At 59.1% G+C, this 25,590-nt stretch carries 23 protein-coding genes; 9 read left to right on the forward strand and 14 right to left on the reverse strand.

Features of this window, described 5'->3' with window-relative positions:
• The first annotated feature begins 20 nt into the window (after positions 1-20).
• From pta to ACR3E2_RS11040, 4 genes are all read left to right on the forward strand, one after another.
• The gene (gene pta, locus ACR3E2_RS11025) at positions 21-1,028 is read left to right on the forward strand and encodes a phosphate acetyltransferase (protein ID WP_480492736.1); all 1,008 of its coding nucleotides are present in this window, start codon (positions 21-23) and stop codon (positions 1,026-1,028) included.
• Positions 1,029-1,118: 90 nt separating this feature from the next.
• Complete coding sequence (locus tag ACR3E2_RS11030; protein WP_480484079.1) at positions 1,119-3,938, forward strand: molybdopterin oxidoreductase family protein; 2,820 nt, start codon at positions 1,119-1,121, stop codon at positions 3,936-3,938.
• A 109-nt stretch (positions 3,939-4,047) separates the two neighbouring features.
• A complete protein-coding gene (locus ACR3E2_RS11035) occupies positions 4,048-4,797 on the forward strand; it encodes a 4Fe-4S dicluster domain-containing protein (RefSeq protein WP_267363598.1) in 750 nt (249 codons plus the stop codon).
• Positions 4,797-5,669 (forward strand): dimethyl sulfoxide reductase anchor subunit family protein, encoded by an 873-nt coding sequence (locus ACR3E2_RS11040; protein WP_480484080.1) that lies wholly within the window; start codon positions 4,797-4,799, stop codon positions 5,667-5,669. The genes ACR3E2_RS11035 and ACR3E2_RS11040 overlap by 1 nt, the downstream gene beginning before the upstream one ends.
• A gap of 133 nt (positions 5,670-5,802) precedes the next feature.
• On the opposite strand, the gene dapA is transcribed toward ACR3E2_RS11040, so the two are convergent.
• Entirely contained in the window at positions 5,803-6,675 is an 873-nt protein-coding gene (gene dapA / locus ACR3E2_RS11045; RefSeq protein ID WP_267363596.1) for a 4-hydroxy-tetrahydrodipicolinate synthase, read from the reverse strand.
• A 133-nt stretch (positions 6,676-6,808) separates the two neighbouring features.
• Here dapA and ACR3E2_RS11050 point away from each other — a divergent pair, with 133 nt between their 5' ends.
• Positions 6,809-8,782, forward strand: a complete 1,974-nt coding sequence (locus ACR3E2_RS11050) for a lytic transglycosylase domain-containing protein (RefSeq protein ID WP_480484081.1) — start codon at positions 6,809-6,811, stop codon at positions 8,780-8,782.
• Here ACR3E2_RS11050 and ACR3E2_RS11055 read toward each other — a convergent pair.
• Both ACR3E2_RS11055 and mnmC2 read right to left on the reverse strand, forming a co-directional pair.
• Positions 8,756-9,625 (reverse strand): DMT family transporter, encoded by an 870-nt coding sequence (locus ACR3E2_RS11055; RefSeq protein WP_480484082.1) that lies wholly within the window; start codon positions 9,623-9,625, stop codon positions 8,756-8,758. The two genes, ACR3E2_RS11050 and ACR3E2_RS11055, sit on opposite strands and share 27 nt — an antisense overlap.
• The gene (mnmC2, locus tag ACR3E2_RS11060) at positions 9,622-10,287 is read right to left on the reverse strand and encodes a tRNA (5-methylaminomethyl-2-thiouridine)(34)-methyltransferase MnmC2 (protein WP_480484083.1); all 666 of its coding nucleotides are present in this window, start codon (positions 10,285-10,287) and stop codon (positions 9,622-9,624) included. Before mnmC2 ends, ACR3E2_RS11055 begins: the two co-directional genes overlap by 4 nt.
• 55 nt (positions 10,288-10,342) lie before the next feature.
• Between mnmC2 and ACR3E2_RS11065 the strand changes: the two genes are divergently transcribed.
• On the forward strand, positions 10,343-11,377 hold the full coding sequence (locus ACR3E2_RS11065) for an NAD(P)/FAD-dependent oxidoreductase (RefSeq protein ID WP_480484084.1): 1,035 nt from the start codon (positions 10,343-10,345) through the stop codon (positions 11,375-11,377).
• Here ACR3E2_RS11065 and ACR3E2_RS11070 read toward each other — a convergent pair.
• The 4 genes from ACR3E2_RS11070 to ACR3E2_RS11085 all read right to left on the reverse strand — a co-directional run bounded on the left by ACR3E2_RS11070 (position 11,369) and on the right by ACR3E2_RS11085 (position 14,330).
• Positions 11,369-12,160 carry an HTD2 family dehydratase gene (locus tag ACR3E2_RS11070; protein ID WP_480484085.1) on the reverse strand — a complete coding sequence of 264 codons (792 nt, stop codon included), beginning with the start codon at positions 12,158-12,160 and terminating at the stop codon, positions 11,369-11,371. The two genes, ACR3E2_RS11065 and ACR3E2_RS11070, sit on opposite strands and share 9 nt — an antisense overlap.
• A gap of 15 nt (positions 12,161-12,175) precedes the next feature.
• Positions 12,176-12,718 (reverse strand): NADPH-dependent FMN reductase, encoded by a 543-nt coding sequence (locus ACR3E2_RS11075; protein ID WP_480484086.1) that lies wholly within the window; start codon positions 12,716-12,718, stop codon positions 12,176-12,178.
• A gap of 122 nt (positions 12,719-12,840) precedes the next feature.
• The gene (locus ACR3E2_RS11080; RefSeq protein WP_480484182.1) at positions 12,841-13,512 is read right to left on the reverse strand and encodes a YiaD family glycine zipper/OmpA-like lipoprotein; all 672 of its coding nucleotides are present in this window, start codon (positions 13,510-13,512) and stop codon (positions 12,841-12,843) included.
• Positions 13,513-13,637: 125 nt separating this feature from the next.
• Positions 13,638-14,330, reverse strand: coding sequence for a helix-turn-helix transcriptional regulator (locus ACR3E2_RS11085; protein ID WP_480484087.1), 693 nt, complete (start codon positions 14,328-14,330; stop codon positions 13,638-13,640).
• A 104-nt stretch (positions 14,331-14,434) separates the two neighbouring features.
• Between ACR3E2_RS11085 and ACR3E2_RS11090 the strand changes: the two genes are divergently transcribed.
• Entirely contained in the window at positions 14,435-14,626 is a 192-nt protein-coding gene (locus ACR3E2_RS11090; protein WP_480484088.1) for a hypothetical protein, read from the forward strand.
• 2 nt (positions 14,627-14,628) lie between these two features.
• Here the strand turns inward: ACR3E2_RS11090 and ACR3E2_RS11095 are convergent, their stop codons facing one another.
• Complete coding sequence (locus tag ACR3E2_RS11095; protein ID WP_480484089.1) at positions 14,629-15,276, reverse strand: RluA family pseudouridine synthase; 648 nt, start codon at positions 15,274-15,276, stop codon at positions 14,629-14,631.
• A gap of 92 nt (positions 15,277-15,368) precedes the next feature.
• On the opposite strand from ACR3E2_RS11095, the gene ACR3E2_RS11100 reads away from it, so the two are divergent.
• Both ACR3E2_RS11100 and ACR3E2_RS11105 read left to right on the forward strand, forming a co-directional pair.
• Entirely contained in the window at positions 15,369-15,779 is a 411-nt protein-coding gene (locus ACR3E2_RS11100) for a nuclear transport factor 2 family protein (RefSeq protein ID WP_209504951.1), read from the forward strand.
• A 4-nt stretch (positions 15,780-15,783) separates the two neighbouring features.
• Complete coding sequence (locus ACR3E2_RS11105; protein WP_480484090.1) at positions 15,784-16,497, forward strand: SGNH/GDSL hydrolase family protein; 714 nt, start codon at positions 15,784-15,786, stop codon at positions 16,495-16,497.
• On the opposite strand, the gene rarD is transcribed toward ACR3E2_RS11105, so the two are convergent.
• The 6 genes from rarD to ACR3E2_RS11135 all read right to left on the reverse strand — a co-directional run bounded on the left by rarD (position 16,488) and on the right by ACR3E2_RS11135 (position 25,589).
• The gene (gene rarD, locus ACR3E2_RS11110) at positions 16,488-17,393 is read right to left on the reverse strand and encodes an EamA family transporter RarD (RefSeq protein WP_267363579.1); all 906 of its coding nucleotides are present in this window, start codon (positions 17,391-17,393) and stop codon (positions 16,488-16,490) included. The genes ACR3E2_RS11105 and rarD overlap by 10 nt on opposite strands.
• A 260-nt stretch (positions 17,394-17,653) precedes the next feature.
• Positions 17,654-20,107 (reverse strand): GcvT family protein, encoded by a 2,454-nt coding sequence (locus tag ACR3E2_RS11115; protein WP_480484091.1) that lies wholly within the window; start codon positions 20,105-20,107, stop codon positions 17,654-17,656.
• 89 nt (positions 20,108-20,196) lie between these two features.
• Positions 20,197-21,171, reverse strand: a complete 975-nt coding sequence (locus ACR3E2_RS11120; protein WP_480484092.1) for a GlxA family transcriptional regulator — start codon at positions 21,169-21,171, stop codon at positions 20,197-20,199.
• A gap of 10 nt (positions 21,172-21,181) precedes the next feature.
• A complete protein-coding gene (locus ACR3E2_RS11125) occupies positions 21,182-22,075 on the reverse strand; it encodes a homocysteine S-methyltransferase family protein (protein ID WP_480484093.1) in 894 nt (297 codons plus the stop codon).
• An 11-nt stretch (positions 22,076-22,086) separates the two neighbouring features.
• Positions 22,087-23,121 (reverse strand): alcohol dehydrogenase family protein, encoded by a 1,035-nt coding sequence (locus tag ACR3E2_RS11130; protein ID WP_480484183.1) that lies wholly within the window; start codon positions 23,119-23,121, stop codon positions 22,087-22,089.
• A gap of 14 nt (positions 23,122-23,135) precedes the next feature.
• Positions 23,136-25,589 carry a GcvT family protein gene (locus tag ACR3E2_RS11135; protein ID WP_480484094.1) on the reverse strand — a complete coding sequence of 818 codons (2,454 nt, stop codon included), beginning with the start codon at positions 25,587-25,589 and terminating at the stop codon, positions 23,136-23,138.
• Between the last annotated feature and the right edge of the window lies 1 nt (position 25,590).

The following is a 25,590-nucleotide window of genomic DNA, read 5'->3' on the forward strand; positions in this document are numbered from 1 at the left end:
CCAGGACGAGGCCGGAGCACATGACCCTGACACCCGTCGAGCTGTTGCGGCAAAACGCTCCGGCCACCCGTCCCATAATCGCCCTCAGCGAAGGCAACGACCCCCGCATCACAAAAGGGGCCATCAACGCGCAGAGGGCCAATCTGGCCGATATCATTCTGGTTGGCCCGTACGCCGAGGTCGAAGCAGCCCTGAAAGATCAGGGGGCTGCGGCCTCTCAGGGCGTTGAGATCCATGACCCTGTGACTTCGGACCTGACCGAAGAATTTGCCCAGACCTTTTTCGAACTGCGCCAGCATAAAGGCGTCGATCGGGCCAAAGCCCGTGCTGCCGTTGAAACACCCCCCGTCTATGCCGCCATGCTGGTGCGCAGCGGACGTGCCACCGGCACCGTAGGAGGGGCCGTTCACACGACCGGCGAAATCGTCCGTGCGGCGATCCAGGTGATTGGCATGGCCCCCGATGCAGGAATGGTGTCGTCTTTCTTCCTGATGTACCCGCCGGAAAACGCTCAGCCCGGGGCGCGGGCGATGCTGTATTCCGATTGCGGGCTGGTCATCAATCCGACCGCGAGCGAGCTGAGCAAGATCGCCATCGCATCCGCCGCATCGGCCCGGACGCTGCTGCAGGTCGATCCAAAAATCGCGATGCTCAGCTTTTCCACCAAGGGCAGCGCCAAGCATCCCGACGTGGACAAAGTGATCGAGGCCACTGAGGCGCTGCGCCAGGCCGCGCCGGACCTGAATGTCGACGGTGAATTGCAATTTGACGCCGCCTTTGTACCTTCGGTTGGCGAGCGAAAATCGCCGGGATCGTCAGTCGCCGGGCAGGCCAACGTGATGATCTTTCCCAACCTTGATGCTGGTAATATCGGCTACAAGATCACCCAAAGGTTGGGGGGCTACACCGCCATTGGTCCGGTCTTGCAGGGGCTGGCCAAACCCGCCAACGACCTGTCCCGCGGATGCAGCGCCGAGGATGTGACCCAGATGATCGCCGTGACCGCGCTGCAGGCAACTGGACTGTAACACTTAATTTTCGCACCGTTCCCGGAACGATGTTCTAAAGTACCGAGGAAACTGACAAAATCCTCCTGACATAACCAACTGGACCCGCAAATGACCCATCAGCAGCCGATCCTTGATACGTCACCGAAAGTCTCGGACGAAATCCGCAGGACCACCTGCTACATGTGCGCCTGCCGATGCGGCATCAACGTCCACATGAAAGACGGCAAGGTTGCTTATATCGAAGGCAATCGCGACCACCCGGTGAACAAGGGTGTCCTGTGTGCCAAGGGATCCGCCGGGATCATGCAGGTCAATGCCCCCTCGCGCCTGCGCAAGCCACTGAAACGGGTCGGCCCGCGTGGCTCGGGTGAATTTGAAGAGATCAGCTGGGACGAAGCGCTGGAACTGGCGGTCAGCTGGCTGGAGCCAATCCGCAAAGACAACCCGGAAAAGCTGGCCTTTTTCACCGGACGGGACCAAAGCCAGAGCTTCACCAGCTTCTGGGCGCAAAATTTCGGAACTTGCAACTATGCGGCGCATGGAGGCTTTTGTTCGGTCAATATGGCTGCGGGCGGCATTTATACGATGGGCGGCGCATTCTGGGAATTCGGCCAGCCTGATTGGGACCACACCAAACTGTTCATGTTGTTTGGCGTGGCCGAAGACCACGACTCCAACCCGATCAAAATGGGTATTGGAAAGATCAAGGCGCGCGGTGCACGTGTTATCGGCGTCAACCCCATCCGCAGCGGATACAACGCCGTCGCTGATGATTGGGTCGGCATCACACCGGGAACTGACGGGCTGTTCATCCTGTCGTTGATCCATGTGCTGATGAAAGCCGGAAAGATCGATCTCGACTATCTCAGCCGCTATACCAATGCCCCGGTTTTGGTGAACGCGTCCGAAGGCGCCGGAAAAGGCCTGTTCCTGCGCGACGATGACGGAAAGCCTCTGGTCATCGACCGGAATACAGGCAAGCTGACGGCTTTCGATACGCCTGGCGTTCGCCCGGATTTGTCGGCGGTCTACGCAAACGACGGTGTCGTTCATCGCCCTGTATTTCACTTGATGGCGGAAAAATACCTGTCCGAGGAGCACGCGCCCGAAGCCGTTGCCGAAACATGCGGTATTCCCGCCAAGCGCATTCGCGCGATTGCCGCGGAACTGGCGCGCGTCGCCTTTGACGAGGCATTCGAACTGGATCACGAATGGACCGATTTCCGGGGCGAGAAACACACAAAGATGATCGGCCGCCCTGTCGCGATGCACTCGATGCGCGGCGTTTCGGCTCATGCCAATGGTTTCCAGACCTGCCGCGCTCTGCACGTGCTGCAAATCATCCTGGGCACGGTCGAGGTTCCCGGCGGTTTCCGCTTCAAGCCCCCCTACCCCAAACCGGTCGAGGCGCACCCGACACCGCATTGCAAGGTGACGCCCAACTCGCCCTTGGATGGCCCGCACTTGGGGTTCGTCCGCGGTCCGGAACACCTTGCACTGAAGGAAGATGGCAGCCCCGCACGGATCGACAAGGCGTTCACCTGGGAAAACCCGATGTCCAGCCACGGGCTGATGCATATGGTGATCTCGAACGCACATGCGGGCGACCCGTACAAGATCGATACGCTGTTCATGTACATGGCCAATATGTCTTGGAACTCGACCATGAACACCACGGGTGTCATCGAGATGCTGACGGACAAGGATGAAAACGGCGATTACGTGATCCCGCGCATCATCTATTCAGACGCCTATTCTTCCGAGATGGTGGCTTACGCGGACCTCATCCTGCCGGATACTACTTACCTCGAACGCCACGACTGTATCTCGCTGCTGGATCGCCCGATTTGCGAGGCGGACGCGGCCGCTGACGCCATCCGCTGGCCTGTGATCGAACCGGACCGTGACGTGCGCGGGTTTCAGTCAGTATTGATCGATCTCGCAAACCGCATGAAGCTCCCGGGTTTCACCCATGAAGACGGCAGCGCAAAATGGGTCGATTACGCCGACTATATCGTCAATCACGAACGCAAGCCGGGTATTGGCCCGCTGGCCGGATTCCGCGGTGAAAACGCCGACAAGGAAGGGCGCGGAGAGGTCAACCCGGATCAGTTGAACCGCTATATCGAAAACGGTGGCTTCTACGTGGCGCATATCCCGCAAGGCGCGGATTACTACAAACCATGGAATACAGCCTATCAGGACTGGGCCGTGGGCATGGGGCTCTATGACAGCCCGCAGCCATACCTATTCCAACTCTACTCCGAACCGATGCGCAAGTTTCAGCTGGCAGCCGAAGGCCATGGCGACCGACAGCCGCCTGATCATCTGCGCCAGCGGATCAAAGACACGATGGACCCGCTTCCGATCTGGTACGAAACCGATCAGCACGGCAACGACGGCTTCACAGTCAACGCGCTGACCCAGCGCCCGATGGCGATGTATCACAGCTGGGGCACGCAAAACGCCTGGCTGCGGCAGTTGCACGGGCGAAATCCGCTTTATGTTCCGACCAGGCTGATGCGCAAGCACGGCCTGAACGACGGAGATTGGGCCAAAATCACATCCCCTCATGGTGAGATTACGGTCCCTGTGATGGAAATGGCCGCGCTGAACGACAACACCGTCTGGACATGGAACGCCATCGGCAAACGCAAAGGCGCCTGGGCCCTGCAAGAGGACGCGCCCGAGGCCACCAAGGGTTTCCTGCTCAACCACCTGATCCACGAATTGCTGCCGCCAAAAGGCGACGGGCTACGTTGGGCCAATTCCGACCCCATTACTGGTCAGGCCGCATGGTTTGACCTGAAGGTGAAAATCGAAAAGGCCGACGCGCCCGCCGATGCCCAAAGCCAGCCTCATTTTGACCCAATCAAATCACCGGTAGGAACGGGCCCTGCGAATTTGGCGTGGAAGGTGGGCAAATGACCCGGATCCGCACTTCATCTGGCCACAAATATCCCGGGGGTGAATTGAGCCGCAGGCTCAAGAGGGGGCTGGCCCCCTCACCCGTCCTCAACAGCACAGGTATCCTGACATGACCCAGCTACCGAACTCCACCGAGCGCAAGATGGGTCTGGTGATCGACCTGGACACCTGCGTTGGTTGCCATGCCTGCGTGATTTCCTGCAAAGGCTGGAACACGGAGAATTATGGCGCGCCACTGTCCGATCAGGATGCCTATGGCGCCAATCCTTCGGGCACTTTCTTGAACCGCGTGCATTCCTACGAGGTGCAACCGGCGGAAGGGCACGCGCAACTGATCCATTTCCCTAAATCCTGCCTGCATTGCGAAGATGCGCCCTGTGTTACCGTGTGCCCGACCGGGGCCAGCTACAAGCGGGTCGAAGATGGCATCGTGCTGGTTAATGAAAGCGACTGTATCGGGTGCGGCCTGTGTGCCTGGTCCTGCCCCTATGGCGCGCGTGAACTGGACAAGGCCGAGGGGGTGATGAAGAAATGCACACTCTGCGTCGACCGGATCTATAACGAGAACCTGCCCGAGGTGGACCGGATTCCCTCCTGTGTCCGAACCTGTCCGGCGGGCGCGCGGCACTTTGGCGATCTGGGCGATCCGGACAGCGACGTCAGCAAGCTTGTTGCGGATCGCGGCGGAATGGACCTGATGCCCGAAATGGGCACCAAACCCGTCAATAAATATCTGCCGCCGCGCCCGAAAGACACGGTGGAAGATCAGATCGACATCCTGGCCCCCCTGTTGGCACCTGTCGCTGAAGAGCCCAAGGGCTTCCTCGGCTGGCTCGACAAGACGTTGGAGAAACTCTGATGCATCCTGCACCCTCCGTCATCCTCTTTACCACCCTGTCCGGTCTGGGCTTCGGCCTGCTCTTCTTTCTTGGTCTTGGCCTTCCGGCTGTCTCGGGTTGGGTGGCCTTTGTGTTCTTCGCCATTGCTTACGGTCTGGCCGTCGGAGGGCTGATGGCCTCGACCTTCCATCTCGGCCACCCAGAACGGGCCTGGAAGGCTTTTACTCAATGGAAAACGAGCTGGCTCAGCCGTGAGGGCTGGTGTGCCGTGCTCGCCCTGGTCGTCATGGGGCTTTACGCGATTGGCGTGGTGTTTCTGGATCGGCAATGGAGCCTGCTGGGTTGGATCGGAGCGTTGATGTCACTGGCGACCGTGTTCACGACTTCGATGATCTACACGCAACTCAAGACCATCCCGCGCTGGAATATGAACCTGACCCCCGCCATGTTCCTGAGCTTCAGCCTGGCAGGTGGTGCGTTGCTGGCTGGCCAGACACGGGTTGCCATTCCGCTTCTGCTGATCGCCGCTTTGGTTCAAATCCTGTATTGGAAGAAAGGCGACAAAGCGCTGGAAGCATCCGGAACGAATCTGGGCACAGCCACAGGTTTGGGTAACCGGGGTACCGTCAGAGCGTTCGAGCCACCGCATACCGGTACCAACTATCTGCTGCGTGAGTTTGTTCATGTGGTCGGGCGCAAACATGCCGATAAGCTAAGGGTGATCTCGTTTGTATTGGCCTTTGTCCTGCCGGTTCTGTTTCTGGTCCTGCCATTCAACCATTTCCTGGCCCTGCTGGCAGTGGCATCGCATCTGGCAGGCATCGCGACCTCGCGCTGGTTGTTCTTTGCGCAGGCTGAACATGTCGTAGGGCTTTATTACGGCAAACGCTGAGGGGGCTCTGCCCCCGCCGCGGCAAGCCGCGGCTCTCCCGGGATATTTTTGGCCAGATGAAGTTTGGATCCTGAAAACCAAAAAGGCGGCACTCGGTAGTCGAGGCCGCCTTTACTGGTTTCTGAAGGCCGGGTTAGATGAGGCCCGCGTGTGCCATTGCCGCATCAATCGCGGCTTTTGTGTTGTCTTCCAGCTCAGTCAGAGGTGAGCGGACTTCGGTGCTGCAGAGACCCAGTTTGCTGAGCGCGTATTTGGCGCCGACCAACCCGGGTTCTATAAAGATCGCTTCGTGCAGCGGCATCAGCTTGTCCTGGTATTCCAGTGCCTTTGCATAATCGCCCGACAATGTGGCCTGCTGGAATTCGGCGCATAGCCTGGGAGCCACGTTTGCGGTGACTGAAATGCATCCGACACCGCCATGGGCGTTAAAACCCAGTGCAGTGGCGTCTTCACCGGATAGCTGGCAGAAGTCCTTGCCACAGATCGCACGCTGCTGGCTGACGCGCGCCAGATCGCCCGTCGCATCCTTGACCCCGACAATACGCGGCAACCGGGCCAGTTCGCCCATGGTGGCCGGGGTCATGTCGATGACCGATCGCCCGGGAATGTTGTAGATGATGATCGGAATATCCGCAGCCTCGTGCAGGGCTTGGAAATGCGCGATCAGGCCGCGTTGAGTCGGTTTGTTGTAGTAAGGCGTGACAACCAGCGCCGCATCGGCACCAACTTTTTCGGCGAACTGAACGAACCGGACGGCTTCGACCGTGTTGTTCGACCCGGCACCGGCAATAACCGGAACACGGCCAGCAGCCGTTTTGACCACTTCTTCGATGACCGTTTCGTGTTCGTCGTGGCTGAGCGTCGGGCTTTCGCCGGTGGTTCCAACAGGCACCAGCCCGGTCGAGCCTTCGGAGATCTGCCATTCAACCAGATGTTTAAGCGTCTTCAGGTCCAACTCGCCGTTGTTGAACGGAGTGACGAGGGCTGGCATCGAGCCTTTGAACATGACACGCTCCTTAAGGTGCATATTGCGGTTTTTGCGCCCTGGTCACTCACGTTTCCAGCTTTGTGAGTTGATCCCGCCGGCGCAGGGTTTATCCTCACAGGCTCTATCCTCGGTTGGTTGGGAAATGCAAGGGATGACACGCTTTCTGGCACTGTTGACCGGTTTGATTCTATACGCAGTGACGACACCGCAAGCCGCACGCGCGGATGCGGCCGATGATTTGCGCTCCGGGCTGTATGAAATGCGCAAGGGCGACTGGAATGCGGCGCTGCGCGTATCGGGCCAGCGCGGCTCGGTCTCGCGCGATGTCATCGTCTGGCACTGGTTACGTGAGGGATTTGGCAGCTCGGGCGATGTGCTGGTGTTTCTCGAACGCCGCCCGGACTGGCCCGGGCTGGACTGGCTGCGCCGCAAGAGCGAGCCGGTCTTTACCGGGGCCGATCCCGACAGAGTTCTGAAGTTTTACGCTGGCTTGCCCCCTCAGACTGCTGAAGGCGCGCTGAACTATGCGGTGGCCCTTAAGGCCAAAGGGCGCATTGGCGAGGCGGAAGCCGATATCGTGACAGCCTGGCGTACCATGCCGATGGGGTCGGGGTTGCAAAAGGACTATCTGGAGAATTTTGCCAAACTGCTGAAGCCGCACCATGCCGCGCGGCTGGACCGGATGCTGTGGGATGGCCATTTGGTCAGCGCAGAACAGATGCTGCCCTTAGTCAGCACCGACGAGCGCAAGTTGGCCGAAGCGCGGATCGCATTGCAGAAACGCCAGCCAGGCGTTGACGGCAAGGTGGCGGCGGTGCCGAAGTCGCTGGCAGATACGCCGGGGCTGGCATTCGACCGTTTTGTCTGGCGGGACAAGAAAGAACTGGATGACAGCGCCGTCGACCTGATGCTGGCACGGTCAAGCGGACCGGAAGCCCTGGGCGAGCCTGACAAATGGGCCGAGGGTCGTCGCCGTCTGGCCCGGCTCGAGATGCGATCGGGGCGGGCGGCGCGTGCTTATGACGTAGCGGCCAAGCACCATATGACCCCGGAAATGGGATATTCCTATGCGGATCTGGAGTGGCTGGCCGGGTTTTTGGCCCTGCGCAAACTGAATGACCCCGCCACAGCCGTGCGACACTTCCAGAATTTTTCGGATGCCGTGCAATCGCCAATCTCGAAAGGGCGCGGGGGCTATTGGCTGGGGCGGGCTTACGCCGAGCTTGGGGACGCAGACAAAGCCTATGAGGCCTACGCCATGGGCGCGGACCATCAGACCTCTTTTTATGGTCTTCTGGCGGCGGAACGGATCGGACGACCATTTGACAAGGAACTGGCCAATCCGCGTCGCGCCCCGCATTGGCGTCAGGCAGATTTCGCCGATTCCAGCGTTCTGGAAGCCGGGCTGCTGTTGCTCAAGGCCGGCGAAGACAACTTGTCCGAGAGGTTCCTGACCCATCTTGTCGAAGGTCTTGACCCTGTGCAGGCCAATCAGTTGGGCGACCTTGCGATTGAGCTGAAACAGCCGCATCTGGCTGTGATGATCGCCAAGCGGGCAGCGACCACGGGCACCGTTTTGCCTGCGGCCTATTACCCAGTTCATCCGGTGGCCGACATGCGTCTGCCAATGGCCAAGGAAATGACGCTGGCCATCGCGCGGCGCGAAAGCGAATTTGATCCGGTTGTCGTCAGCGGCGCGGGGGCGCGCGGCCTGATGCAAGTGATGCCTGCAACAGCCAAGCTGGTGGCTGGAGAACTGGGGATACTCAGCGGCCATCAGACCGGTCGGTTGACGTCGGACTGGCAATACAATGCCAAGCTTGGCGCCAACTATCTTTCGGGCCTTGCGACCGAGTTCAACGGGAATGTCGTCATGATGGCGGCCGGATACAATGCCGGTCCAAAGCGCCCGATCTCGTGGATGGAACGCTATGGTGATCCGCGCACCGGTGAGGTGGATATCGTAGACTGGATTGAGACCATTCCGTTCAATGAGACGCGCAATTATGTGATGCGCGTGACCGAAAGCCTGCCGGTCTACCGCGCCCGTCTGGGGCAGCCCGCCCTGCCGGTTCCGTTTTCGCAGGAACTGATCGGATCATCGCTGGCGGCGTTCGCGCCATAAGGTAAACAGACCTGCGGCCACAACAATCGCTGCGCCCGTGACAACTTCGGGGCGCAGTTTTTCACCAAAGATCGAAATCCCCAGAATCGCGCTCCAGACAAGGTGGAAATAGGCGAAGGGTTGGACGGCGCTGGCTTCGGCCATCTCATAACATTTGATCAGCAGCCAGTGCCCCGTTGCCCCGCTGACGCACAGCAACGCCATCCACAGCCAGTCGCTGCGGGCCATTGGCTCCCAGAACCACATTCCAAAAAGGGTCATGGCGATGGCACCAACAACGCCGGTCCAGAAAAAGCTGGTGGCCGTGCTGTCCTGACGTGCGACGTAGCGCGTCAGCAGGCCGTAAATCGCAAACAAAAACGCCGAGATCAGCGGTATGACGGCCCAAGGATCAAAAACACCAACGCCCGGCTGCAGAATGATCAGAACACCAATGCAACCGACACCGATCGCAACCCAGCGCCGCCATCCAACCTTTTCACCCAGAACCGGCCCGCTCAGCGCGGCGACAAGCAGGGGATAGCTTATGAAAACGGCCATACTGTCGATCAGACCGAGCACTGTGAAACCGAACACGGCGACGCAGATCTCGGTGGCCAGCAGCAGGCCCCGCAGGATTTGAAGCCCCATCTGGTTCGTCTGCATGGCCGCCCTTAACCCGCCGGAAGATCGCGCCGCCAGTGCAATGACAAAGGCCGCAAAGAACCAATAGCGGATCATCACCACCATGTAGGTGTTATAGGTTCCGGCCAAATGGCGTGAGATACCGTCCTGCAAGGCAAAGACAATCGTCGCGCCCACCATCAGGGCGATACCCGCACCTGCATTGTTTTTCTGCGTCATGCCTTGAGCGCCCGCGTCATGTGCCGCTTGCGGCCATAGCCGGATGTACGGGTGACGGTGAAACCGGCATCCTGAAGCCCGCGGCGAACAAACCCGGCGGCCGTATATGTGGCTGCCGTGCCATCGGTGGCAGTATGCGCCGCCACTTGCTGCATCAGCTCTGCCCCCCACAATTCAGGGTTCTTAGCCGGAGAGAACCCGTCAAGGAACCAGGCGTTGGCCATGCCTGCCCATTGCGGCAGGCTGTTGCGCGCATCGCCGATGATCACTTCGCATTGAAGGGTTTCAAGATTGCAGGCGTGACCTGTCCAATGGGCCAGAAACCGGCTGCTCCACGGGTGTAACTCGGGGAAGGCCTCAAGCGCGCGACGCATATCATCCGTGGCCATGGGAAAGGCTTCGAAACTGGTGAACCGAAGCGGGCCTGTTTGGCCGGATTTCTCCCATTCAGACCAAACCGTCAGCAGGTTCAGACCGGTGCCAAAGCCCATCTCGGCAATATGAAACCCCGGCGCAAAGCGTTCTGGCAGACCATTGCCTGCCAGAAACACATGGCGCGTCTCTTCCAGCCCGTTCTGCAACGAGTAATAGGGATCGTCGAAACGGTCCGAGACCGGTATATGATCCTCGGTCCACGTCAATTCGGCATGCTGGTCTGCCATCGGGGAATCCTGTAGCTAAGCGGCGCGACACTGAACAAGGAAAAGGGAATTGGCAATGGTCGATGTGACGGTTCGCGGGGCAGGAATTTTCGGCCTGTCCATCGCCTGGACCTGCGCCCGGCGGGGCGCGAAGGTACAGGTTGTCGACCCTTTTGGGCCGGGCTCCGGGTCCAGTGGCGGTCTGGTGGGGGCCTTGGCCCCGCATGTGCCCGAAAACTGGAATGCCAAGAAAGCTTTTCAATTCGACAGCCTGATCATGGCCGAACCCTTTTGGCAGCAGGTCGAGGGTACCGGCGGCGTTTCCCCCGGCTATGGCCGTCTGGGCCGTCTTCAACCCATTCCTGACACCCGCAGCCTTGATCTGGCCCGGCAACGCGAAGGTTCAGCCGATCAACTTTGGCAGGGGCTGGCAGAGTGGCGGGTGATCAGCACATCGCAGGCCGGATCGTGGTGCCCGCCCAGCCCCACCGGCTTTGTCATCCGCGATACACTGACAGCGCGCATGCATCCCCGGCGGGCCTGCGCCGCTCTGGTTGCAGCCCTTGAGGTGATGGGCGTTCACGTTGTCAGTAACGCTGATGATAAAGGACAGGTTGTCCACGCCACGGGCCTAGCAGGATTACTGGAACTGAACGACGCCTACGGAAAAACCGTCGGAAACGGTGTCAAAGGCCAGGCCGCCCTGTTGCGCTTTGATGCAGGAGAGATGCCACAGCTATTCGCAGATGCGGTCCATATCGTGCCACATGCGGACGGAACGCTTGCAATCGGATCAACGTCTGAACGGGATTATGACGACCCGACCAGCACAGACAGTGCTTTGGACGATGTCATAGACCGCGCCACGCGCGCGCTGCCGCTTTTGCACGGGGCCGAGGTGATCGAACGTTGGGCCGGGGTGCGTCCCCGCAGCAAAAGCCGCGCCCCGATGTTGGGCCTGCATCCATTGCACCAGGGCCAGTTCATCGCCAATGGCGGCTTCAAGATCGGCTTTGGCATGGCTCCGAAAGTTGCCGAGGTTATGGCCGATCTGATGCTGGAGGACCGGGATTCGATCCCCGATGACTTCCGCCCCGAAGTCTCACTGTAATAGGGCCACAGCCTTCATGCATTGCCGCCCGTCCGGGCCGCGCACCCACATGTCCTGACCTTTCCGGCACAGCTGGGCAGTCTCGAAATGCATCAACGGTGAGGTCGCACGGAAAGAAAACGACTTGAGTGGTCCGCCAAGATCAACTGCAAACAGCATCAGAAGCTGCGCCAGAAGTGGCCCGTGCACAACCAGCCCTGCATATCCTTCCACATCACGCGCATAGTCCAGATCGTAGTGAATGCGATGGCCGTTGAAGGTCAGCGCCGAATAGCGAAACAGCAGGGTGGAATTAAACTCGACCGCGCGGATATCCGTTTCATCCGTGCGCGATTGGGGCGGCGCCGGAGTCATCACACCCGGTGCGGGGTCTTCACGATAAACAAGATCCTGCCATTCTGTCAGACAAAGTTGGCCGCCTTGCCGTATCTCGTGCCGCAACGTGACAAAACCCAACGGGCCGGACCGGCCCGCTTTTGCGCTTTGGTTTTCAAGAACCGATGTCCTGTCAGCAGGGACACCCGCGATCAGCGGTGCATGATATTCCAATTGCCCACCGGCCCACATTCTGCGGGGCAATCCCATATCCGGGATCAGGCCACCCACCTTGGGATGCCCATCCCGCCCCAGCTCGGCAGGCGGTTGCGGCGCCCAGAAATAGAGCTGATGGAAGAATGGCGGCAGAGCTGAGCCTTTGGCAATTGTTGGCTCAGAGCCCAACGCAACCTGAAACGACGCTGCACGGGCCGGGTCAAGGATATCGCTTTGACGCTGTTCCAACATATGGGCAGTCCAAGCTCAGAAACCGGCCTCGGCCCTGAGTTTCTGCATCAGCATGTGCAGCGAGTTTTCGTATCGCTCGGATAACAACCTTCCCTGATCGTCGAACTCATTCGAACTGTCGGCGAGGTGGATTTCCGGACCCTGCAAGATGCGGGGCTGAAAGGGCACCATGCAGGCGCGCAGGATCATCTGTGCCCTTTCCCCACCCGCGCGGCCACCCGCAGCCGACATTACAGCAACCGGCTTGCTCGCCCATGGATTGCCTTTCGTCCGGCTGACCCAGTCCAGTGCGTTTTTCAGAACTCCCGAAGGCCCTTTGTTGTACTCGGGCGTCGAGATGATCACCGCATCCGCCTGCCCGATCTGGTCGGCCAGCATCTGAACAGGTGCCGGTATCCCTTCGGCATCCTCCAGATCGCCATCATAAAGCGGCAGGTTCAGGTCTGCTTCGGTATAGCTGACAGGGTCGAACAACCGGGCCGCTTCGCGCAGCAGTTTGCGGTTCGTCGCGTCCTTGCGCAGGGAGCCGGACAGGCCAAGCAGGGTCGGTTGAGACATCAGGGACAACTCCGTATCAGTGTTTCCCAATAGTTAGACCGAGATTGGCCCTGACCAAACCCCCATTGACGCACAGTCATTGCGCAACAGGGGCCGGGCCAGACCGGTCCTGCGTTTCAGGATCACGCGTTTCCGCTGGGGACCACAACAATCTCAACCCGACGGTTTTGCGCTTTTCCTTGCGGCGTCAGGTTGGACGCGACCGGGTTGTTTTCACCCTGACCGTAGGTTCTGATACGGCTGTAGCTGACACCATTGGCTTGCAGGATATCCGCGACCGCGTTTGCGCGACGCTCGGACAACCCCTGATTATAAGACGCGTCACCATCGCTGTCGGTATGACCGATGATCTGAACGTTCGAGTTGGGATAGTTGACAAGGTTTTGGCCCACTTTCACCAGATCCGCCCGCAGCGCCGGGCGCACGGTCGAGCTGTCTGTGTCAAACGTAATGTCATTCGGGACAGTCACGATCAGCCGGTCACCCGCATTGACGATTGTAATCCCGTCATTCGCCAGTTGTTGGCGCAACTCGGCAGCCTGCTTGTCCAACTGGTTGCCGATCAGACCGCCACCGGCGGCACCAATGGCGGCGCCGGCCAGCGCCCCAAGACCCGGGTTCGAATTATTGGCAATCGCGCCGACACCCGCACCGATAAGGCCGCCTAGAACCGCACCCTGCTTGGTGTTTTTGTTGGGGTCGTTCTGAACGGTCAGGGTGCCCGGATCGGTACAGGCCGTCACGGCCATGATTGAACACAAGCCTGTCGCCAGGAAAAACTTTGAAATCGTCATGATATCACCTTCTGCTCCGGTACCCGTTTTTCGGGCTTGATCCATTTCACCCAGTATATCACTGCGCTTGCTCACAGGCTCAAGCAACAATGCGGTGAAATCGGCGAATACCCGCCAAAGGCCATTCATACCGGTTCCGCAAAGGTGCCCGCGAGCTGTTGCTCCTGCCAGAGATCGCGCAAAGATTTACCTTGCCCCAGAAATCCTTCGTCAGTGAATTCACTGGACCAGATGCGATCGGTTCTGAAATGGCGAAAGCCGTTTCGCATCTCGCACCACCCTGCCAGCAACGTACATTCGACGTGATAGATCAGCGCCAGTGGGCGCACCACGCGGATGGTTTGTTCGCCTTCACCATCTACGTAAGTGATGCGGATTTTCCGTTCTGCCCGAATAGCTTCGCGATAATGCGAAACAGAAACACATCCCTTCTCGGGATCATCCGCCGGAGCCCCCCAGGGTGAAACCTGCAACCAATCGGTCGGGCTATGCAGTGCATCGATCTTCCGACAGATTCGACTTGCAGCGCGCTGCAAGTGGCTGTCGCCGGTGCGCGCCAGAAGAGACAGGCCAACCCACAGAGCCTCAACCTCTTCGGCGTCGAAATTCAGCGGCGGCAAATCGTAACCACGCCGCATCATGTAGCCGACACCGGCCTCACCTTCGATGGGTGTTCGCTGGGCCTGCAATTCGGCAATGTCACGATAGACGGTGCGCATGGACACCTCCAGCCGGGCAGCCAGCGCTTCTGCCGTGACCGGCGCACCTGCGGCCCGCAGAATCTGGATGATTTCAAATAAACGGGTCGAACGGCGCATCGCATTCTCCTGACACTCTGCTGACACCCTAGCACACCCCACTGACAACATGCTGTCAGCAGTGACGCGCGACAATGGGTGGATATCACACAAGGAGCCAAGAAATGCCGCACCTCGACAACCACGTCATGATGACACTGAAGCTTGGTCAATGGTCACAGGATCACACACTGCGTGCCTTCGAGATTGAACGTGAGCTCGCGCAGGAGCGCCATTGCCGCCAGCCGGTTTCGACGAAACGAACAAGACGCATTTCGCTGGGCAACCTGAAGATGCTGTGGGCCGGAATTGTCTGAGATCAGAAATCGGGCTGGGCGCGAAATTTCATCGAGTGCCCGCCCTCAGGATGCTTCAGGCGCAATTCTTCGGAATGCAGCATCAATCTGGGGAACTCCCTCGCCGCACCTGTTGCATAGAACGGATCGCCCAGGATCGGGTGACCCAATGCCTGCATATGAACGCGCAGCTGATGAGACCGCCCGGTTTTGGGAAACATACGCAAGCGAGAGGTCTCGCCCTCATGTTTCACAACGCGCCAATCGGTGACCGCAGGTTTGCCCGTATCATGACACACCATTTGTCTGGGCCGGTTGGGCCAGTCCACGATCAACGGCAGGTCAACCGTGCCGGTCTTTGGCTCCATCCGCCCCCAGACACGGGCAATATAGGTTTTCCGGGTCTGCCGCTTTTCGAACTGCATACTCAGATGCCGTTGCGCATGGGGTGTTTGGGCAAAAACCATGACACCTGATGTGTCCCGGTCCAGTCGATGCACAAGCAACGCCTGAGGGAAAGCCGCCTGCACGCGTGTCAGAAGGCAATCAGCCAGATGCTCGCCCCGCCCCGGTACGGAAAGCAGACCCGACGGTTTGTTCACCACAATCAGCTGCGCATCTTCGTGCAGCACGTCCAGCGCGGTTTGCGGGGGGGCATAGGTTTCGCTCATGCGGGCCTGCCTATCTCAGCGCGCACCTTCCCGCAACGTCGTCCTTGCGCGCCCGGCCATGTTCGGTGAACTTCTGCGCAGGAGGACAGGACATGCACCCGACAATTGAACGACTACAAGAGGTTGTCGCCAAGGGCGATGAGGCGCTGATTCACGATCTGCTGGCCGAAGATGTGCAGTTCCTGCCACCAACCTATTACAGTACGTGGACCGGGCGCGCACCTGTGGCTGCCGTACTTGGCCATGTCGGGCAGGTCTTTTCCGACTTCCGGTATCGCCGGGTCATGGGCGCCGGCAACGATTGGGCGCTGGAATTTCAATGCAAGATTGGAGATTTGGACGGCATTGGCGTTGACCTCATTACACTGAACGAGGCCGGTTTGATCCAAATCTTCGAAGTCGCCATGCGCCCCTACAAAACAGTCGGCGCTTTACGCGAGGCGATGATGGCGCGCGTGATGACTGACGCTCGTTTTCTGGAATTCAAAAACGCCCTGACGTGACTTGATGATGCGCGCCCTGATAGCACCCGACCAGGTACTACGTGTGCCCTTGCTGCCCGTTCTGGCCACGCAAGCGCTTTTGGTGCGCCGCAACGCCCGGCTTTTGCCAGAGCCAACTGGCCCGCGAGAGGGCCGAACAGGGCGTGGCCCCCGCCTTCGTTTGCTGATCACCGGCGATAGCTCGGCGGCCGGAGTGGGCGCGGGAACTCAGGCGCAGGCCTTGTCGGGACAGCTTGTGGACCGGCTGGCCAGAAATCACACGGTTGAGTGGCAACTTGAGGCCACCACAGGGTACACGACGCTGGATACGATTGACCGCCTGAGGGGCATAAAGGGCGAATTCGATGCGGTGGTCACGGCTTTGGGGGTGAATGACGTCACCCGCGCCGTCTCTTGCCGCACATTTGCGGATCGCCAGGCGCAGCTTATCAACATCCTGTCAAACGAACTGGGGGCGCGGCGAATAGTCATCACCGGCGTTCCGCAAATGAACAGGTTTCCGGCCCTGCCACATCCATTGGCCTGGGTGCTTGGCCGTCAGGCTGCGCGGCTGGATAATGCGTTGCAACAGGTTGTGTCCGTCCATCCCCATGTGCTGCACCTGAGGCTTGATCTGCCCGACGACCCGGCCCTGGCGGCACCGGACGGCTATCACCCAAGCCCCCGGGCCTATGCGCTGTGGGCAGATGCTGCAGCACGCCTGTTGCTTCAGGCCTGAGCCCGCGCCTGCCGGATCAATGGGATCGAGTAAATGACCAAAGCCACCCAGATCAGGGGGAATGCGATCATGCGTCCGGTGTCGATCTTCTCACCGAACAGAGTGATGGCTGTAATGAAAATCATAGTCGGCGCAATGTATTGTAGGATGCCCATGGTCGACAGGCGCACCAGCTTGGCTCCGTTCGCATAGACCAGCAATGGCACCGCCGTGACGATACCGGCGCAGGACAACAATGCGGTATCGGACATCGCTGCGCCGAAATGGCCTGTGCCTTGCACACCCAGCCAGGTGACATAGGCCAGGGCCGGGATCAAAAGGATCAGGACCTCAAGCAGAAAACCCTGGTTGGGACCAATTGGAAGGGATCTCTTAAAGAATGCATAGAAACCCCAACTGACCATCAAACCCAGCGCCGCCCAGGGAAGTCGCCCAGCCTCAAGCACAAGCACAAGAACGCCCAGCGCGGCAAGCCCCACCGCGAACAGCTGGGTCCGCGTCAGGGGCTCACGCAGCAAAATCGCGCCTAACGCGATACTGAACAGCGGGTTGATGTAATACCCCAACGCCGCGTCCAGCGCGTGCCCCGTCGAGATCGCCCAAACATAGATCGCCCAGTTCACGGAAATCAGCGCCGCCGTCAAAGCCGCCATGGCCAGCATCCGGGGATTGCCCAGTGCAGCTTTCAAGTCCCGGGTGCGCCCCAGCGCGACCAGCAGCAAACCTGCAACCGGAACAGACCAGATAACCCGATGCGCCACCACCTCGACAGGTCCAATGTGATCCATCGCCTTCATATAAAGCGGCAGGAATCCCCACATGACGTACGCTGTGACAGCCAAAGCCAAACCTTTGGGAGTATCCACATTCTGAGGTGGTAATGGCGTGGGTGTCACGAAGGCTCTCCGGTTTATACCGGTTCCGTTTACGGCAGAACTGAACGGATTGAAAACTCTGAAAACAGTGAAGTGTCACATAACGATTTGTGATAAGTTTGCTGACCGCAGCTGTTGCCCCTAAAATTGCGAGGCTCTGCCTCGCGCTCCGGGATATTTAGAGCCAGGTGAAGCAAGGGATCCGCACTTCATCTGGCCCAAAATATCCCGGGGGAGTCGCCCGGCACGGGCGGCGGGGGCAGCGCCCCCTACCCTGTCTGTCAGACCTTCACCCGTTCGGATTTCGGGTCATACATCGGTTTAAGCGATGCTTCGGCTTTAACCTTCACGCCGCAAACATCGATCTCATAGGTTGAACCCAGAACGTCTGCGGCCTTTTCACCTTCGCACGGGACATAGCCCATTCCGACGGCACCACCGAGGCTATGACCGTAATTGCCGGAACTCAGGTAGCCGACATATTCGCCATCACGCACGATCGGCTCGTTGTGGAACAACAGCGGTTCAGGGTCGGTCAGACGGAACTGTACCAGACGGCTTTTCGGGCCGCTTTCTTTTCGTGCAATCACCGCCTCACGCCCGATGAAATCACAGCCTTTGTCCACCTTGACGGCAAAGCCAAGACCAGCATCAACCACGTGATCCTCACAGGTGATATCGTGGCCGAAGTGCCGGAAACCCTTTTCGATCCGGCAGCTGTCCATCATGTGCATACCACACAGCTTCAGCCCCATGTCCTGACCAGCCTCATGCAGGGTCTCAAAGACGTGGCCCGCCATGTCTGAGGAAATATAGATTTCCCACCCAAGCTCACCCACATAGGTCACGCGATGTGCACGGGCCAGGCCCATTCCGATCTCGATCTGCTGGGCAGTACCAAAGGGGTTGGTCGCGTTTGTGAAATCGTTGGGCGAGACCTTTTCCAGCAGAGCCCGGGCGTTTGGCCCCATGACAGCGAGAACGCCTTCACCCGCTGTGACATCTGTAATGACCACACTGAAATCGCCGACATGGCGCATCATCCATGTCTGATCCGCCAAGCGTGTTGCTGCGGGGGTCACGACCAGATAGCCGGTTTCGGTCAGGCGGGTCACGGTGACGTCTGCTTCGATCCCGCCTGTGCGGTTCAAAAACTGCGTATAAACGATCTTGCCGATAGGGACTGAGTAGTCACCCCCGCCGATGTAGTTCATGAACTTTTCGGCATCAGGGCCTTCCACGCGAATCTTGCCGAAGGAAGACATGTCGTACATGCCCACATTCTCGCGCACGGCTCTGTGCTCGGCTGCGGAATTCTCGAACCAGTTCTGGCGCTTCCAGCTGTACTGGTATTCGCGCTCCTGCCCTTCATTCGCGTACCAATTGGCCCGTTCCCAACCAGCGATTTCACCAAAAACGGCGCCCTGTTCTTTCAGGTGATGGTGGAACGGGGTTCGGCGCACACCGCGTGCCGTAGCTTTTTGGCGATAGGGGTAGTGGTCGGCGTAGAGCAGCCCCAACGTTTCTTTTGAGCGTTCATAAAGGTATTTCTTATTGCCCTGAAACGGCTGCATCCGTCCGATATCAACATCGCCCAGATCAAAGGGCTTTTCACCGGTATCCATCCACTCGGCCAGGGACATGCCCGCGCCACCGGCGGACTGGATACCGATCGAGTTGAACCCGGCCGCGACCCAGACATTGTCCATCTCAGGCGCCAGACCCAGGTGATAGGCGTCGTCGGGAGTAAAGGATTCAGGGCCGTTGAAGAAGGTGTGAATACCCGCCTCGGACAGCATAGGCATCCGGTTGCAGGCCGCTTCGAGGATCGGCTCGAAGTGGTCGAAATCTTCGGGCAATTGGTCGAACTCGAAGCTGTCGGGAATACCGTTCATGGCCCAGGGTTTGGCATTGGGCTCGAATGCGCCCAGCATCATTTTGCCTGCATCTTCCTTGTAGTAGGCGCATTCATCTGGCACCCGCAGAACCGGCATCTGGCTCAACCCTTCAATGGGTTCAGAGACGATGTAGAAATGTTCGCAGGCATGCAGCGGCACATTCACGCCAGCCATCTTGCCTACCTCGTGTCCCCACATTCCCGCGCAGTTAACAACCATATCGCAGGCGATATGCCCTTGGGTTTGCCCATCATCACTGACCCAGTCGACACCGGTCGCGCGCCGTCCGTGCCGGGAAATCCCGGTCACCTTCACCCGTTCCTTGATCACCCCACCGCGTTGACGCGCACCCTTGGCCAACGCCAAGGCAATATTAGCAGGATCCGCCTGGCCATCGGTTGGCAACCAAACGCCACCTGCCACGCCGTCGAGGTTGATATGCTCATATCGCTCTTTGACTTCAGTCGGAGAAAGCTCTTCGACCGGCACGCCAAAGGCGCGGGCCATTGCCGCATTTCGGTGAAGCTCCTCCAACCGCTCACTGGTCAGGGCGACCGAAACGGACCCGACCTGACGCAGGCCGGTGGCGACACCGGTCTCTTCCTCAAGGCCCAGATAGAGCTCTGCGGAATAGCGCGCCAGTTTGGTCATGTTGGAAGACGCGCGCAGTTGCCCGATCAGGCCCGCCGCGTGCCAGGTGGTGCCGCTGGTCAGTTGCTTGCGTTCTAGCAGAACAACATCGGTCCAGCCCTTCTTGGTCAGATGATAGGCGACCGAACATCCGATGACGCCGCCACCGATGATGACCACTCGGGCCTTGCTGGGAAGATCAACCATCCTGAAATCTCCGCTGTGTCAGGTTTGGCGTAAACTGCCACGGAAGATCGACAACAAATGCACCAAAAACGTCACAAGATCAGCATTTTTCACCGATGTGTCGCGGCCCGCTTTTCCCGCCGAACGACAAAAGGCGTGACCCCGAAGAAGCTTTTGTAAACAGAGGAAAACCCGTTCGGAAAACCACAGGCCAATCCGATTTCGCGAACGCTCATAGTGGTGTTCAGAAGCAGGTTATTGGCCTTGGCGAGCCGCATTTCACGATAGAATCCGTTGGGCGTGGTGCCAAAGAAGGTTTTGAACTTACGCTCAAGCGAGCGGTTCGACAGTTGCAGCGAATCGACGATCTGATTGATCGGCAGAGGGTCTTCGATATTGGCCTGCATGAGTTTGATGCATTGATCCAGCTTCACATCTCCGGTCGCCGTCAACTTTACCCCAGAGAATGGCTGCATCGAGGCGAAATCCCGGATATTTTCATGCAACATGATGTCCGCCACGGTCATTTTTGCGGGCCCTGAGATATGGCGACCGATCACTGCCAGCGCGATATCTGTTGTCGCCTCCATTCCGGCACAGGTCACAACGGCGCCCTGTTCGGTTGCAATCGACAGTTTGGCTTCAAACCGGGCCCCGCGTTCCCGCAGGAACGAGGCATTCTCCCAGTGGGTTGCCAAGTCGTCTGTACCCTGTTCGTCGATATACCGGCTGGCGGCTTCCGCCAGCAGAAACACCTTGGCATCCCGGAAGGTGTAATCCGACACCACCCGCCCCAAAGACAAGTCAGGGTGATCCGGGTCAGAATTGCCGATCACAAAAAGATAATTCGCCTTGGGCTGCGCCTGCACGCGTTCCGTTTGCACCACCGCGTCGCTGCTGCTGGAGATCGGGCCACCTCTGAGCGACCGATAGGCAAAAGTGAACGGCGGCTTCGGACACACACGATTTGCCAGCCTGAGAACCTCGACCAATGAGGCCAGTTCAAGCAGCACAAATCCGGGTGCGACCAAAATATCGAAATGTTGCTGTATCGCCTGCGGTGATTCAGAAGCAAATTTCCTCATCGCTGTCACCTTAGACGATCTCATGCCCGGCAGTACGCAACCGCTTGGCCAGCGCTTCGATGTGGTCCGGGCCGATCTCGCAGCATCCACCGACAATCGTGGCCCCCTGATCGACCCAACGCATGACGTGATCCGCATAGGCATCGGGACCAAGATCATGGCGTTGATCCAACGCATCCACTGTCGGCGCGTCCTTTAGAAACTCATCCGAAATATGTGTAAAGCCGTTGGCATAGGCACCATAAGGCTTGTTCATGCCGGACAGAATGTCCAGAGCAGCTGGGATCGCTTCGGGGCGCGAACAATTGATCAGCAGCGCATCAGGTGAAAACTCTGCAACCAAGGGCGTGACATACCTGAGCGGTTCGCCGGACCTGAGGCGGCTGCCATCTTCGTCATTGACCGTGAATGACAGCCAGACTGGTTTGCCACATCCGGTCGTTCCACGCAGCGCACCCTCGGCCTCCTGCACCGAAGATACTGTCTCGATCAGAAACAGATCGACGCGCGCAGCCATCAAGGCCACAAGTTCAGCAAACTTTCCCGCCGCATCTGCCGGGTCGGGATTCAGGTCGGGTCGGTAAGATGCAAGAAGCGGCCCCAGAGACCCGGCAATCCGCCCCCCGGTCGAAGTACGAGCACGTTCGGCCTGTGTCAGGGCAGTGTCGATAAGGGCGGGCATCTGGTCCTCCATCCCCACTCGCACTAGGCGTGAACGGTGGACGGCATAGGTATTGGTGGTGGCAACCGTGGCACCACGACGGAAGTAGTCGCCATGCACCGCGCCGACCAGATCAGGGTGGTCGATCATCACACGTGTGGACCATAGTGGCGTCGCCCGGTCTCCGCTGCGTTTGACCAATTCCTGTCCGATTGAACCGTCCAACAGAGTGATCTTTGTCATGTCGTTGCTCCTTAAGGCAGCAGCACGAGTTTACCCGGAAGGGTCTTTGCCTGAAAATCAGCCTGTGCGCGGACGATATCCTTCAACGGGTAGGTTCGGGAAACCAGTGGCTTGATCCGTCCGGTATTCATCAACTCCACTAGGCGGCCAAAGACTTCGGGTGCCTGATGCGTGCAGCCGTGAATGGTGATGTCGCGCAAATAGATGTCCCGCAGATCAGCCTCGACAATCGGGCCGGCGATTGCCCCAGAAACGGCGTAGTGCCCGCCGGGTTTCAGGGCAAGGATCAGCGATGCCCATGCGGGCCCGCCAACAACATCTATAACCGCGTCGAACATATCCTGCGGCGGCAGTTCATCCCGGCCGAATGTGCCCAACGCCCCTTGGGATCTGACGACCTCTGCCTTCTCTGCAGCCGTCACACCCCAAACCGATGCTCCGCGCAGCGCCGCAAGCTGCACCGCCGCCAGACCGACGCCGCCTGACGCGCCAGTGATCAGAACTTTTTGCCCAGACGTCACGCCCGCGCGCGTCAGCAGGTTTTCGGCAGTACCAAAGGCGCAGGGAATGGCCGCAATTTCAACATCAGACAGGGGCGATGCACTTACGTCGTAAAGATCATTTGCTTCAACCAGACAATATTGGGCAAAAGCGCCATCAATCTCAGACCCGAGCGCAATAAAGCCCTGAGGGTTTCTTGGGCGCGGACGCGGCAGGTTGATCGGGCAAGTCACGCGCTGGCCCTTTTTGAACCCCGAGTTTGGCCCAACCTTTTCAACGATCCCGCACAGATCGCCCCCCTGAATGCGGGGAAAGTTCAGTGCGCCACCCCATCCGCCGGCTTCAATATCCTGATCGACGGCATCCGTCGCACCGGTGACATCCGATGAATACCAGCCGACCCGCGTGTTGATGTCCGTGTTATTCACGCCTGCTGCAGCGACCCGAACAAGCACCTGCCCCGGCCCAGGGGCCGGGACAGGGATATCGTCGCGCCATTCCAGCGCCTCTGGCCCGCCATGGCCGGTCAGATAGACGCCAGACATGGTCGCCGGAAGCGTCACGCGCGCAACCGCTCGTTCTCGGGATCCCAGAGCGGTTGATCCAGCTCTACCACGGCGCGGCATTTCTGGCCGTAGATTTCGACCTCAAGCTCAGTTCCCGGATTGGCAAGCTCGGCTCGGATCATGCCCAGCGCGATGGATTTACCAACACGGTAGCCCCATGCGCCGGATGTGGTTTCGCCCACGATCTCATCGCCATGCCAGATGCAGGACATATACGGCGCGTCGCAATCGCCCGCATCAACAGTCAGGGTGACGAAGGACTTTTTCACGCCTTGCTGCTTTTCGTTCAGGATTGCGGCCTTGCCCGGGAAGTCCTGCGGTTTGTCCAGCTTGACGAAACGCTCCAACCCGCCTTCAAGCAGGGAATAGTCGGTCGACAGATCGCCCTTCCAGGCGCGGTACCCCTTTTCGATCCGCAGCGAGTTCAGCGAATACATCCCGAACGGCTTGGCACCGGCATCGATGATCGCGTCGTAGATCGCAGGCATATCCGCATTTTCAGCGTGAACTTCCCAGCCCAGCTCACCAGCGAATGAGACACGCAGCAGAGCGACCCATCCGCCTTTGATTTCGCTTTCCTGAAAGCTGAGCCACGGCAAGGTCAGATCGGCCTCGGTAACTTTGCTGAGAATGTCCCGAGATCGAGGCCCGGTAACGATCAGCGTGCTCATCCGCGTTGTCCAGTCTTCCAGCGTGAACTCGGCATCGGCAGGTATGTGACGCTCAAGCCATTCACGGTCATGCCATTGCGCGGTCGCTGCAGTGACCAGAACGAACAGGTCTTCGGCCTCGCGCGTGACCGACATTTCGGTCAGGATACGCCCGCGGTCATCTGCGAAGTAAACCAGCCCAACCCGACCAATCTTGGGCAATGCCCCGGCAACCAGACCGCGCAGCCATTCATCAGCACCCGGCCCCTGTATTTTGAACCGCGAGAAGCCCGGCAGGTCCAACACGCCACAATGATCGCGCACGGCCTCACATTCTTCCTTGATCCGCTGTTCCCACGGACCGGACCGTCCCCAGGTGTGGGTCGCGTCGAGCGAGGTGTCATCACCGGGCTGTGCAAACCAGTTGGCGCGTTCCCAGCCGTTATAGGCCCCCATGACACCGCCGTGCGCGATCACCTTGTCATGCACGGGCGACAGCTTCTTGTTTCGTGCGGCAGGCCATTCATGGTGCGGGAAGTGCATGGCATATTCGTTGCCATAAACTTCCATGCCTTTCTGGTTGCAATAATCCTGATCGGTGTAATCGGTATAGCGGCGCGGATCGACGGCCCACATATCCCATTCGGTCGCGCCATCAACGACCCACTCGGCCAGAACCTTGCCTGCGCCACCGCCCTGCGCGATGCCGAAGGTGAAAGTATGCGCCTCGAACGCGTTTTTCACACCCGGCATCGGGCCGATCAGCGGCAGCCCGTCCGGCGCATAAGGGATCGGCCCGTTGATGACGCGTCCAACGCCCGAGGTTGCCATCAGCGGCACCCGCTCCATCGCATCGGTGACGATATCTTCGATGCGGTCCAGATCGTCATTCCACAGCTGAAAGCTGAAATCATCCGGCATCGGATCGTCTTCGGTCATCCAGTGGCCCTTGCAGTTGGGCTCGTAAGGACCAAGGTTGAAGCCGTTCTTTTCCTGCCGCAGGTAGTAAGAGACATCCACATCACGCAGCAGCGGCAGCTTGGCACCGCTTTGCTTGGTCCATGCTTCGATCTCGGGGATTTCATCGGTCAGCAGGTACTGGTGACTCATGACCATTGCCGGAACGGTGCGGCCACCGAAGGGCTTGAACCATTCACCCACACGCTGCGCATAATACCCGGCTGCGTTCACAACATAGTCACAGGCTATATCGCCTTTGTCCGTGTGCACGGTCCAGGTGCCGTCGCCATGCTGCGTCACGCCAGTCGCCGGGCAGAAACGGATGATCTTCTGCCCCATATCGCGTGCGCCCTTGGCCAGCGCCTGGGTCAGCTGCGCCGGATCGATATCACCATCCGTCGGGTCGTAGAGAACACCTTCAAGATCGTGCGTTTCCAGGAAGGGATAGCGCTCTTTCGCCTCTTCCGGGGTCCACATTTCCATCGGGATACCCTGATAGCGGCCCATCGCCATGGCGCGCTCGAACTCCTGCACACGTTCTTTCGAATGCGCCAGTCGGATCGAACCGGTCTGGTGGTAGTTCATCGGGTAATCGACTTCCTCGCCCAGACGCGCATACAGCTCGGTCGAATAGCGCTGCATGTTCATGATCGCCCATGAGGTCGAAAAGGTCGGAACGTTCCCTGCCGCATGCCAGGTCGACCCGGCAGTCAGTTCGTTCTTTTCCAGCAGAACACAATCGGTCCAGCCTTTCTTGGCAAGGTGATACAGCGAGGAAGCCCCCACCACACCGCCACCGATTATGACCACGCGGGCTTTTGTTGGAAAATCACTCATG

The sequence above is a fragment of the Ruegeria sp. AL7 genome (assembly GCF_056536105.1).